General features: G+C 39.8%; 12 protein-coding genes, 1 rRNA gene and 2 pseudogenes. 6 read left to right on the top strand and 9 right to left on the bottom strand.

From position 1 onward, the window contains the following. The first annotated feature begins 63 nt into the window (after positions 1 to 63). The 5 genes and pseudogenes from mdtD to M5121_RS06105 all read left to right on the top strand — a co-directional run bounded on the left by mdtD (position 64) and on the right by M5121_RS06105 (position 4559). The gene (gene mdtD, locus M5121_RS06125) at positions 64 to 1461 is read left to right on the top strand and encodes a multidrug transporter subunit MdtD (RefSeq protein ID WP_249570652.1); all 1398 of its coding nucleotides are present in this window, start codon (positions 64 to 66) and stop codon (positions 1459 to 1461) included. A gap of 151 nt (positions 1462 to 1612) precedes the next feature. Then, positions 1613 to 2374: a glycoside hydrolase family 25 protein gene (locus M5121_RS06120; protein WP_249570651.1), complete on the top strand. Its 762-nt coding sequence runs from the start codon at positions 1613 to 1615 to the stop codon at positions 2372 to 2374. A 1-nt stretch (position 2375) separates the two neighbouring features. Continuing rightward, positions 2376 to 3431 carry a DNA polymerase IV gene (dinB, locus tag M5121_RS06115; RefSeq protein WP_249570691.1) on the top strand — a complete coding sequence of 352 codons (1056 nt, stop codon included), beginning with the start codon at positions 2376 to 2378 and terminating at the stop codon, positions 3429 to 3431. A gap of 296 nt (positions 3432 to 3727) precedes the next feature. Next, positions 3728 to 4084 (top strand): annotated as a pseudogene (locus tag M5121_RS06110) (response regulator); the annotation flags it as partial. A gap of 121 nt (positions 4085 to 4205) precedes the next feature. Beyond that, complete coding sequence (locus M5121_RS06105) at positions 4206 to 4559, top strand: RidA family protein (protein WP_178882881.1); 354 nt, start codon at positions 4206 to 4208, stop codon at positions 4557 to 4559. A gap of 4 nt (positions 4560 to 4563) precedes the next feature. On the opposite strand, the gene M5121_RS06100 is transcribed toward M5121_RS06105, so the two are convergent. The 5 genes and pseudogenes from M5121_RS06100 to M5121_RS06080 all read right to left on the bottom strand — a co-directional run. Beyond that, the gene (locus M5121_RS06100) at positions 4564 to 5097 is read right to left on the bottom strand and encodes a DUF2726 domain-containing protein (protein ID WP_005218803.1); all 534 of its coding nucleotides are present in this window, start codon (positions 5095 to 5097) and stop codon (positions 4564 to 4566) included. Between the two features lie 305 nt (positions 5098 to 5402). Beyond that, the gene (locus tag M5121_RS06095; protein WP_249570650.1) at positions 5403 to 7784 is read right to left on the bottom strand and encodes a YgiQ family radical SAM protein; all 2382 of its coding nucleotides are present in this window, start codon (positions 7782 to 7784) and stop codon (positions 5403 to 5405) included. 166 nt (positions 7785 to 7950) lie between these two features. After that, positions 7951 to 8460 (bottom strand): hypothetical protein, encoded by a 510-nt coding sequence (locus M5121_RS06090; RefSeq protein ID WP_249570649.1) that lies wholly within the window; start codon positions 8458 to 8460, stop codon positions 7951 to 7953. 84 nt (positions 8461 to 8544) lie between these two features. Then, entirely contained in the window at positions 8545 to 9762 is a 1218-nt protein-coding gene (locus M5121_RS06085) for an MFS transporter (protein ID WP_249570648.1), read from the bottom strand. 13 nt (positions 9763 to 9775) lie between these two features. After that, positions 9776 to 9915: pseudogene (locus M5121_RS06080) on the bottom strand (MerR family transcriptional regulator); the annotation flags it as partial. Between the two features lie 329 nt (positions 9916 to 10244). Here M5121_RS06080 and M5121_RS06075 point away from each other — a divergent pair. Beyond that, positions 10245 to 10811 (top strand): lytic transglycosylase domain-containing protein, encoded by a 567-nt coding sequence (locus tag M5121_RS06075; RefSeq protein ID WP_004674211.1) that lies wholly within the window; start codon positions 10245 to 10247, stop codon positions 10809 to 10811. Between the two features lie 58 nt (positions 10812 to 10869). Here M5121_RS06075 and cysK read toward each other — a convergent pair whose 3' ends face one another. The 4 genes from cysK to rrf all read right to left on the bottom strand — a co-directional run. After that, positions 10870 to 11871, bottom strand: a complete 1002-nt coding sequence (gene cysK / locus M5121_RS06070) for a cysteine synthase A (protein WP_249570647.1) — start codon at positions 11869 to 11871, stop codon at positions 10870 to 10872. Between the two features lie 122 nt (positions 11872 to 11993). After that, positions 11994 to 12212 (bottom strand): hypothetical protein, encoded by a 219-nt coding sequence (locus M5121_RS06065; protein WP_249570646.1) that lies wholly within the window; start codon positions 12210 to 12212, stop codon positions 11994 to 11996. Between the two features lie 144 nt (positions 12213 to 12356). Beyond that, complete coding sequence (locus M5121_RS06060; protein WP_249570645.1) at positions 12357 to 12578, bottom strand: hypothetical protein; 222 nt, start codon at positions 12576 to 12578, stop codon at positions 12357 to 12359. A gap of 93 nt (positions 12579 to 12671) precedes the next feature. After that, positions 12672 to 12747 (bottom strand): 5S ribosomal RNA (gene rrf, locus M5121_RS15980); the annotation flags it as partial.

Here is a 12747-nt window from a genome sequence, read left to right as displayed (position 1 = left end):
TTTGGTCTTTATTTCCAATAGGGTTGCATTAAACTAGAACCGATTTCTTATGTGTCAGAACTCATGACAACGACAACACACCAAGCTGTACAGCCTGAATTTCGATGGTTGGTCATATTGGTTTCGATTGGCTTTTTTATGCAAGCCTTAGATACCACCATCGTGAATACTGCAATACCAGCCATGGCGATTCAACTGAATGAAAATCCATTACAAATGCATAGTGTAATTGTCGCCTATGTATTATCTGTTGCAGCCTGTATTCCCTTGAGTGGCTGGTTAGCCGATCGTTTTGGGATTCGTAATATTTATCTCAGCTCTATGGTGATTTTCAGCTTGGCCTCATTGGGATGTGGCTTATCGCAAAACCTAGAGCAACTGTTGTTTTTCCGTGTGATTCAGGGTATCGGCGGTGCATTACTGATGCCTGTAGGTCGTTTGGCTTTATTAAAACTAATTCCACGCTCCCAATTTCTTTCAGCCATGAGTCTCATGAGTTTGGCAGGGTTAATCGGTCCACTGATGGGACCTACATTAGGCGGTTGGTTAGTTGAAGTCGCAACATGGCATTGGATTTTTCTGATTAATCTTCCGATGGGTATTCTCGGTATGATCATGACATTTAAGATCATGCCCAATCAAAAAGAGCCGACAGTGAAAACTTTCGATTTCAGCGGTTTTATCTTATTAATGGTCGCGATGGTCGGTTTGTCCTTAGGCATTGAAAATATGGCCTCCTCACAATATTCAAATCTTGTGAGTATCAGCTTATTGTTGATCGGCATAATTGCCACCGTTAGCTATGCCTACCATGCGCATACCCATCAAAATGCGCTATTTCATGGACGTTTATTCCGTTACAAAATCTTCTCGATCGGTGTATTAGGTAATTTCTTCGCACGTTTGGGCAGCAATGCTATTCCTTTTATTTTACCTTTGATGTTACAAGTGGCCTTTGGCTTTGAACCTTTCATTACAGGATTAATGATGATTCCATTGGTCTTGGGTTCATTATTTTCGAAACCAATTATTCGTCCATTAATTCAACGTGTAGGGTATCGTCGTTTTCTACTCACCAATACCATCTTGGTCGGATTATGTATTGCGAGCTTCTCATTAATGACAGCAGTTACACCACTTTGGTTGAAAGTCTTACATCTGTTTATTTTTGGTACATTAAACTCACTACAGTTTGTAGGCATGAATACCCTCACTCTCAAAGACTTGCCACAACACGATGCCAGCAGTGGCAATAGTTTTTTATCAATGATTATGATGCTGTCTATGAGTATTGGTGTCGCAATGGCAGGCACATTGATTAATCTATTCAGTCAGCACTTTTCAACGACATCGATTAGCAGTGCTTTCCATGCCACATTGATTACACTGGGTTGTATTAACATCATTACTGCAATCATCTTTTGGCAGATTCCGAAAGAAACTACGGATGAGTCTCCATAAGAGAATGTCTAGGATTACTCTCAATACATCATGTAAATTTGTGGAACAATTGAGCCATCAGATGATCAATCTAAAAGCTAAACCGAGTACAATCTCTGCATGATCAATACTGTAAATCCAATACGCAACTCGATCTTGCATAGCATAAAATATGGCAAAGAAACTCTTGAAGCACTCGCTCTCTCAACATTACCCAACGGTGACTAGCATCGCTTTAACAGTGATGCTTGGGCTTGTGAGTTATTTCGGTTTGTTCTATCAACAAAAAGCCGTAGCACAAGATTATTCAATCCGTGGATTTGATGTATCGCATCATCAAGGTGAGATTAACTGGAAAAAGATCTCTCCGATGCAATACCAATTCGTGTATCTCAAAGCCACCGAAGGTGGCGATTTCAAAGATCAAAATTTTCAGCAGAATTGGCTCAAAGCACGTGAAAGAGGTTTACATGTCGGTGCGTATCATTTCTACCGTCTCTGCCGTGATGGCACCGTTCAGGCTGAAAATTTTATCGCTACTGTGCCAAAGAAAGCAGATGCCTTACCACCTGTGATTGATCTTGAATATGACAGTAGTTGCATTAATACCTATACCAAAGAGCAGTTACTCAAAGAAATTCAGATCATGAATGATCAACTCCATAAACATTATGGCAAACAACCTATTTTTTATATTTCCAAGACTTTTTACCACATTGTCTTGATGGGTAATTTTAGCAATACCCCATTATGGGTGAGGGATTATGAGGGTAAACCTGAATTAAAAGATGGCCGAAAATGGCTCTTTTGGCAACATAGCCAAAGTGGAAAGATAGAGGGTATTCCAAAACCTGTTGATCTAAATGTCTATGCAGAATCGCCAAAACAGTGGCGAATCTTTTTAAAACAACAAGGCATCGTAGATGCCAAGTGAACTGCGCAAAATCATCCATATTGATATGGATGCCTTTTATGCATCGGTTGAACTCAGAGAGCTCCCTGATCTCAAAAACTTGCCTGTGGTGATTTCATCACACCACCCTCGTGCTGTAATTGCTGCAGCATCCTACCCCGCTCGCGTATTTGGCCTACGCTCTGCCATGTCGATGGGGCAAGCTAAAAAACTCTGCCCTCAGGTCATCGTGATTGAGCCTAATTTTGAAAAATATCGTGAAGTCTCAGCTCAAATTCATCAGATTTTCCAACAATACACTCCTCTGATTGAACCGCTATCATTAGATGAAGCTTATTTAGACGTGACTGAGAATCTAAAAAACATTCCGAGTGCGACTGAGGTCGCTGAACACATTCGTGCTGATATTTTTGCAGTAACAGGACTCACTGCGTCCGCTGGTGTAGCTCCCAATAAATTTTTGGCAAAGATCGCCTCTGATTGGAACAAACCTAATGGTTTATTTGTGATAAAACCCCATCAGGTACTCAATTTTATTCAGGATTTAGCTCTCAATAAAATTCCAGGGGTCGGTAAAGTCACTCAAGAAAAATTAAGTCAACTGAATTTACACACGCTCGGTGACCTACAAAAAATAGAAGAAAATATACTTATTCATCATTTTGGCAAATACGGAAAACAACTGTATTTATATGCTCAAGGGATTGACCATCGTCCAGTCAAAGCTGAGCGAGAACGCCAACAAATATCAAAAGAGACCACTTTTGATGATGATTATACACTTGAAGAATGTCATCACACTTGGCAGCCCCTAGCTGGGCAAGTGTGGCGTAGTCTGAATAAAAAACAATTAACTGCTCGGGGAGTCAATATAAAACTTAAACTTAAAAATTTTCAGGTTTTACAACACAGTAAAAGTTTCAAACAAGCGCTACAATCTGAACAAGACTTAGCACAAGTCATCTTTCAACTGCTGAATGAAATGCATATTGACCCGACTTTTCAATTCCGTTTAGTCGGTGTTGGCGTCTATCAATTACAGCCCATGCAACAAGAATCTCAACTTTCTTTGTGGTAGTGGCGTTTTTTTACACAAAAGCATATCCCAAACTAAAATTTATGTTTGCTTTTTATGCGGTTTTCAGTACTCTAGTCGGCGCGGTAACATTATCCTTGTTGCTTGCCCTTGCTAAAGAAATCCTCGCTTTTAGCATTTGCTCCTGTGGTTAGCGTGACGATCAAATCCGAATATTACAGGGCACTTCAGGTGTCCTTTTCTTATTTATCTTTTATAAAAATTCTCAACATTAGTTCTCTCGATCCAGACTTCAGTTAAACTAATATCATAAAATTAGAAAATATTGATTACTGATTATTATGAATCAAAAACAAATTCTCTGTATTGAAGACGAAGCCGCAATTGTGTTACCACTACGTTACGCGCTTGAACGTGAAGGTTGGAGTGTCAGTTGGGCAAGTACAGGAACGCAAGCACTCGAATTACTCTCTCAACAGACTTTTGATTTTATTATTTTAGATGTGGGTTTACCTGATCTCAATGGTTTTGAAGTCTGCAAACAACTACGTCAAAAATATCAAACACCTTTATTATTTTTAACCGCTCGCGATGATGAAATTGATCGGGTTGTCGGTTTAGAAATCGGCGCTGATGATTATTGTACTAAGCCTTTTAGCGCACGAGAAATTGTGGCAAGGATTAAAGCCTTTTATTTTTCCAGCAACGCAGGCTGGTTCGCATGGAAAGCTTTGCTGCCTGATTTATACAAAATTACACTGTAGTTAGGGGCCATGCAGTACAATCAGCCTATGTTTTTTTCATTAGGTTACCATTATGTCTGTGCAAAGACTGCATGTCACTTCACGTTATTGCGAAGTCGCAATTTCAGGAAATCTAGTTCATTTGGCAGGTCAACTGGCAGATGATACCAGTGTCGATGTTACTGCACAGACACAACAAACTTTAGATAATATCGATCGTTTACTCGCAGAAGCAGGTACAGACAAAACGCATATTTTATCTGTCCTTATTTTTCTAAAAGACATTGAACAAGATTATGCAGCAATGAATGCGGTTTGGGATGCATGGATTGCTGAAGGTCATCCCCCAGCACGTACCTGCGTAGAGTCTAAACTGTATACGCCAGATGTTTTGGTTGAAATGACCGTGACAGCAGTACGTCCATAATCAATTAAGATGATTTTGCTGCTAGAACATTATATTTCATAACTCGTTCCGTTTGCGGCATTGTGGTTGCTGTGATTGAAACAGGCATGATCGGTTCAAATAGATCAGGAACTAAGTTCTCACGTAACTCTTGCTCCGTTGGAATACTGCTATAGCGCAATACTCGATAACCGGCTAATTCTAATAAGCTGTCTTGATAATGCTTTTGATGTAGACGATTCACATATGACTCGTCTGCAATCTCAATAATTGCAAGCACTTGATGTTGCTGATCAAGTACAACAAAATCAGCAACTAAACCTTGATACTTACGACGCGTATGTGCAAATTTTGTCGTTAATAGCGCATCAAAAGAAACATGCGCCAAAATCGTATGACGAGGTAATACAGCTTGTAAACGCATCAAGGTAATTTGCTCAGAAATATTGAGAATACCACGGCGTTTTAATGGACTATCTTGACGCCGATTAGGATGTAGACGTCGAAACACAAGTGCTGTAATCAACAGCAATCCAACTATTGTTATGAAATAATACATTTCTAACGAATCCCTTTAGATTTTTTATAATCATTTTGGCTTTGAGCCATTTTTTTAATCAGTAACAACGATAGTTAAAGTCATTTTAGCAGTGTAACTTAAATTTTTTTAATCGTGTTTCACTCGTCGACCAAAGTCGTAAAAGCATCCTGCATATATATTTATAATCATCAGTAGGCAAATATTCAAGCGGATATTGTCAGTATATGTTTCGATAAATTGTACTTTTATAACCAGATTGCGACTACCCTACCATTTATATATAAAAAAGAAGGCATCATGACTGATGCCTTCTTTTTATTGATTTAACGCTTTGGTTTCACTTTAGGTTTTGATTTTCCTGAGAATGGTTTTTTGTCACCTGTTTCACGTGGCGGTAAACCTGTATATTGCGTTAAGATTTGCCCTTTTTGTGGACGTTTCTGACCTGATTGTGGCTGAGATTGCGCTTGACCACGCTTCGCTGAATCACCTGCAACAGTGGAGTTCTTTTTACGTGCAGATTTATATTCACCTTCAGCCGTACCTTGTGGCTGATAGGTTGGGATCAGATGCTGCTTCGAATTACCAATTAAATCCGAACGCCCCATCTCTTTCAGTGCTTCACGTAACAAAGGCCAGTTATTTGGATCATGATAACGCAAGAATGCTTTATGCAGACGGCGACGCTTTTCACCTTTCACAATATCGACATTTTCAGTATAACGTGCCACTTTAGACAACGGATTTTTGCCTGTGTAGTACATCGTGGTCGCAGTGGCCATTGGTGATGGGTAGAAGGTTTGTACCTGATCAGCACGGAAACCATTTTTCTTCAACCAAATCGCCAAGTTCATCATGTCATAATCGGTGGTACCCGGATGTGCTGCAATGAAGTATGGAATGAGATATTGTTCCTTACCTGCTTCCTTACTGAAACGCTCAAACATTTGTTTAAAGCGGTCATACGTCCCAATTCCCGGTTTCATCATCTTCGACAATGGGCCTTGTTCAGTATGCTCAGGTGCAATTTTTAAATAGCCACCCACATGATGCTGTACCAATTCTTTCACATATTCAGGGTTCAATACCGCAAGGTCATAACGTAGACCAGAACCAATCAAAATCTTCTTCACACCTTTGATTTCACGCGCTTTACGATAAAGCTGAACAAGAGGTGCATGATCGGTATGTAGGTTTTGACAAACCCCTGGATAAACACAAGATGGCTTACGACAATTTTTTTCAATTTCAGGGTCGTTACAGTGCAAACGATACATGTTTGCAGTTGGGCCACCTAAGTCTGAAATAATGCCTGTAAATTGAGGTGCCGTATCACGAATTTTTTCGATTTCACGCAAAATCGAATCTTCAGAACGGTTTTGAATAATACGACCTTCATGTTCAGTAATTGAACAGAAGGTACATCCGCCAAAACAACCACGCATGATATTGACCGAGAATTTAATCATATCAAAGGCTGGGAAACGTGCATTTCCATAAGAAGGATGCGGTAAACGTGCATACGGTAAATCAAACACATAATCCATTTCCTCAGTGGTCAGAGGAATTGGTGGTGGGTTGATCCAGACGTCCCGCTCACCATGACGCTGCACTAAGGCACGTGCATTACCCGGATTGGTTTCAAGGTGCAAGATGCGGTTGGCATGGGCATACAACACATGATCATCAGCAACGGCTTCAAAAGACGGTAAACGAATCACGGCCAATTCACGTGGAGGTAATTTATGTTTAATCGCTTTTGATGGCGCAGGCTTTAACTGCACAATCTGTGTATCTGGATCGAGCTGGTCGCCTTCACGCACGATTGGATTGGCAACGATTTCTTTTTGGAAATTTTGATACTGCGCTAATGAGTTACCTTTTTCTTTTTCAACTTCACAGCCATCAATATCTTCAGTCATGACATAAGGATTAATAATTGGATCGACACGTCCAATGGTATCCACGTCATTACTGGCAATTTCAACGAATTTGGCTTTAGATGCTTTATTATGCTTATTAATAATAAATGCTGTACCACGAACATCTGTAATTTCGTGGATTTTCTCACCTTTGGCTAAACGATGCATCACATCGATAATCGCACGCTCGCCATTACCATACATCAATAGATCAGCTTTTGAGTCCATCAAAATAGAGCGGCGAACTTTGTCAGACCAATAATCATAATGTGCAATACGACGCAAGCTGCCTTCAATACCACCAAGCAAGACAGGAACGTCAGGAAAAGCTTCACGGCAACGCTGACAGTAAACTGTTGCTGCACGGTCTGGACGCTTATTTGCTTCATTGTTTGGCGAATAGGCATCATCGGAACGAATTTTACGATCTGCCGTATAACGGTTGATCATTGAATCCATATTCCCTGCGGTCACACCCCATGCAATGGTTGGCTTGCCTAGAACACGGAAGCTCTCTGCGTTGGTCCAATCTGGTTGTGCAATGATTCCGACACGGAAGCCTTGTGCTTCAAGTACACGCCCAATCACACCTGATACAAAAGACGGATGGTCAATATAGGCATCACCACAAACCAAAATAAAGTCACACGCATCCCAGCCGAGTTGATCCATTTCTTCTCGTGACATCGGCAAAAATGGTGCGGGTTCAAAACACGACGCCCAATATTTGTCGTAATCAAACAACGCTTTTGGCGCGGTCTGCATAGTATAGGCAGTAGACATGGCTTGCGAATCTCGGCTAGCAGATGGAGGAGAGACATCTAAAGATGAAAGCCGATCATTTTAGCATGAATTCAATTCATTTTTATAGATCAAAAAACAAACAGAAGCATTTCCCCAAAAAGTATTTGTAACTTATTGAGGAAATAGCATCATAAAATGTTGATAATTATACTTCTTCGTTCAAGAAGCCTTCTTTAATTTCAGAAGGTAAATCTTGATGCCACCACGTATAAATAGAAGCTTTAATTTCTTCATCTTCATCAGGATCATTCAATGGTTCATCATCTTCACGAATAAGCTCATCGCCATCAAATTTGAACCAAAACTCCCATGGATCATCATCACCACAGCCCCAAGCTTGTGCATGAATATCAGGTAATAATCCTTTTAAAAATAATAAAATATTTTCAATGTTTTCATCGCCATTTGAGCCATGGGTAAAATCTAGGACAGCAAATCCATCAACATAGTGCAATGTCTCTGGCGCAAGATCATGTTCAATCGAATCAATCAAATCAACTAGCTCTTGAGTAATCTCATCCGCTTGCGGATTGATGAGTAAAGCTGTCTGAATGAACTTTTCTTCATCTCCATGATGTGTGGTAAATAAGACCTCTAATTGTCCCATGATTGTTGAGTCAGGATGCTTATAATAAACACGACTATGTAATTCCATCTTATCTCCCCCAATTTTAATATTATCTCTACACCCAAATAGGTGCTTGTTTAAATTACTAAATTTTCAGGACTTTTATCAAGTTTATGCGACTTTAATTGTCGTTTTATTTTCATTCTTCATTAAGTGTATCGCGAGCGCAAAACCAATCACTAAGACCACTCCGACACTCAAATTAATTCCAATCCATCCAAAATGCTCCCAGACCAAACCACCACTACTCCCAAGCAAACTTGAGCCGATGTAATAGCAAAATAAATACAGCGAAGAAGCTACTGCCCGATATTGTACCGCTTGAACGGAGACCCAACTACTTGCAGTTGAATGTGCAGCAAAAAATGAAAAAGTGAAAATCGTCAATCCCAGTAAAATTGCCCAAAGCGAAGGAATAAGCGTAATGAACAGACCAACCATCATGCTAAATAATAAAAAAGGCAGCACTTTTGCTCGACCATATTGATACCCCCATTGCGCAGCTTTCGGTGAACTATAAATTCCAGCAAGATAAGCAATCGAAATCAAACCAATCCATGTTTGTGATAAATGAAATGGCGCTTCTAATAAGTGGTAACTGATATAGTTAAAAACTGTGACTAGGCAGCCCATTAAAATAAAGCCTTGGGCAAATAAAATTCGTAGTTTCGAGTCTTTTAAATTTTGCTCAAACGCGGCTTTAAAACGTGAAAATCGGAATGGAAATGGCTTGAAATGCTGTGATTTGGGCAACAATAAATAAAATAGACAAGCAATAATAAAATTTAGAAAACCAATGATATAGGTTGCAGATTGCCAAGAAATAAAGTCAACCAATACCCCTGCAATTAAACGTCCACCCATGCCGCCAATCGCTGTGCCAGAGATATACAATCCCATCGCAAAACCGATATCTTTCTGCGCAATTTCTTCGCCGATATAAGTCATTGCAACGGCTGCGACCCCACTCACGGCTAAACCAATGAGAATACGGGTGCTGAGAAAAATCTCCCAAATTGGAAACGAAGCACTAATCAATAAGAGAATCGAAACGAGGAATAAGGCACAAACCATGATCGGTTTACGTCCAAAACGATCAGAAATAAAACCTGTGAATAACAGACCAATTGCTAAGGCGACGGTAGAAAAGGATAAAGGAAAACTACTATGCGTCGGTGTAACCTGAAAGAATTTTGCAAAAATTGGCATCATGGGTTGTACACAGTACAACGATGAAAAGGATGCAAAACCAGCAAAAAATAAAGACCATAAAATCGCAGTAAACGATTTTGAACCATATTCGATATGGGTTTTGACAATGTCCGACATAAATCAGCTTTTTCTACAGGTCTGATTTGATTTTAGTCTTTTTTAGACTCCCTGTAATGACCACCTTTAAAAAAACCTGAAACGTTGGGCATTGCATATAATTTTCTGCGGGACATACTGCTGCTTGCCTCAACCCCCACTGATAAAATGTAACTATCTGGCCATAATCCTGTATTTTGTAGGTTAAAGCGTACACAGGTTGCGGTGATTGGCGAATAGCTGATAGCAGGTTTATCCCCTAATATACAAATCATAGAGAGACAGGAAGTCTCATTCAGAACAACAAGAAGCACAGGACGTGGTCGTTGACAGGAGTTGGCGGTAAGAAACCAAATATGAGAAAGCCTCGACAGGATGTCGGGGCTTTTTTATTGCCCTGGTGTTTAATTCGCATAGACATAGAACGATAAAATAATCGCTATTGACTCCCTCAATTTGGCTTAATACCATGACTCATCATTTTATTTTTCTGATTGTTTGCTTTGCAAATCCTAACAACTCAACAATACATTCTTGAAAAACCCATCTTGCTGCTTTTAAGAATCGGTCTGGTTCTGAGCGCTATCACCCTGTCTGCATGCAGCAGTCTAAGCGGATCATTTGCCAATCGTTCCAATCAACTCTCATCAGGATTACAAACCGCTTATTCTGTTTCACCTAGTACCGCCAATCGCGTATCGCCCATCATCATTCAAAGCTCAGAGCGTTACGATGTTTCGCCACTTTTAATTGCGGCGATTATTCGACAGGAATCCAACTACAACAGTGCCGCACGCTCACCGACGGGCGCAGTGGGACTGACCCAAATCATTCCAAGTCATTGGCGTCAGGCCTGTCCTGGCAATCTTTATGATGAAAGTGTCAATATCAACTGTGGCACCCAGGTCCTTGCGACCTACTATAAATCTGCGGGAAACTGGTCAAAAGCCGTTGCCTATTACAATGTTGGACCAACAGGTTATCAACGCAGTTTCTGGACACGACACAAAGGCAAGAAATATGCAAGATCGGTGAAGCGACATGAAAAGGCTTTAAAGAAAGCACTTTAAATTGGACAATAAAAAAACCATGCGCTAAAGGCATGGTTTTTTTATATTCAACGACTGATTAAGCCTCGTCAAACAAGCCCTCAAATAACACTGAAGATAGATAACGCTCACCACTGTCAGGTAAAATCACCACAATGGTTTTCCCTGCATTTTCTGGACGTTCAGCAATCTGGGCCGCTGCCGCCAATGCCGCACCACTTGAAATACCCACTAAAATTCCTTCTTGCGTTGCACACTTTCTTGCCCAGTCAATCGCATCCGCACTGTTCACTGGCAGGACTTCATCAACCAGGTCCAAATCCAGGTTTTTAGGAATAAAGTTGGCACCAATCCCCTGAATTTTATGCGGTGCAGGTGTAATGCTCTCACCATTTTTAGTTTGGGTAATAATTGGTGATTCAGCTGGTTCAACTGCCACTGAATACAATGGCTTATTCTGCACTTGCTCAAAATAACGTGAAATCCCTGTAATGGTGCCGCCAGTTCCCACACCCGCCACTAAAATGTCAACATTACCCCCTGTGGCATTCCAGATTTCAGGACCTGTAGTATCTGTATGAATCTGTGGATTGGCTGGATTTTCAAATTGTTGTGGTAGGAAATAAAGCTCAGGATTTTCAGTGGTTAAACGAACAGCTTCATCCACCGCACCTTTCATACCTTTTGCTGGCTCGGTCAAAACAAGATTTGCGCCTAAAGCTTTCAGTACTTTTCTACGCTCTAAGCTCATACTTGCTGGCATAGTTAAAGTAATAGGATAACCTTTTGCCGCTGCAACAAACGCTAAAGCAATACCTGTATTACCGCTAGTCGGTTCAACAATATGCATACCCGTTTTAAGTACACCACGTTTTTCCGCATCCGCAATCAACGCTGCGCCAATACGGCATTTTACTGAAAATGCAGGATTACGGCTTTCCACTTTTGCCAATACTGTAGCATCTGATTTAATCAAGCGATTGATACGAACTAAAGGCGTATTACCAATCGCTTCGGCATTGTTTGAATATACTGCGATACCTAAGTTTGCAGGTGTTGGAAATTGTTGATCAGTCGACATGTTATTTCCTTATTAGATTTGGAATGATTCTTAAGCATTATAGGCTTGTGAACTTAGGAGGAAAGTAGAAAACGTTAAGATTTATGAAAAGTTTTTCCCATATTTATAGCTTTCTTCACCGATTATGCACCCGTAAACCATGAGAAAAACACATACTCATCGGACGTTTCATAAAATATCTCTATCTCATTCCAATCTGCTGTTAATCCTAATGCTAATTTTATATCTGAAGAAATAGGTAAAGTAAAACTTTCAACTGGAGTAACCTCCACACCGTTATGATAAATTCCCCAACGATCAGAATATTTTAGATTTTTCGCATTCTGATTTTTCTTTATCAATTTTTGGATACAATACACTATCCATTGTGTTTGTTCTTGTACTTCTAATTCAGTTAGTTTTTTAAAATTAGCTTTCTCTAATATAGGTAATAGCCAAATATCAAAAATCTTTTTTAAATCTGTTGTAGTTGTTTCAAGAATATCCTATTCTTCATAAAAATGAAGTTGATGAATAACCAGTATTATAAATGCTTCTAATGAATTCAAACCTTGTGATTTTTTACAAATAAAATAGATGGCATCACACATCCCTTCATCGAAAGTCCTATATTCAACTCGATCAATGTGTACACGGGTAGAATTAGATAGTATATTTTTTACTTGTTTAAAATTTGATTTAATTTTTTCTGATGAGATTTCATCCATAACATCTTCTTAATCAATGACAATCATATAATTAAAACAAATGTAACATAAAAAACACCCCTAACCATTAGGTTAGGGGTGTTTAGATTTAAAAGCTGGCGATGACTTACTCTCACATGGCAAATGCCACACTACCATCAGCGCTAAGAGGTTTCACTTCTGAGTTCGG

This window comes from Acinetobacter sp. ANC5681, assembly GCF_023488045.1.
GTDB lineage: Bacteria > Pseudomonadota > Gammaproteobacteria > Pseudomonadales > Moraxellaceae > Acinetobacter.
Note: the sequence above shows the minus strand (reverse complement) of the source record. Positions and strands in the feature narration are given on the sequence as shown.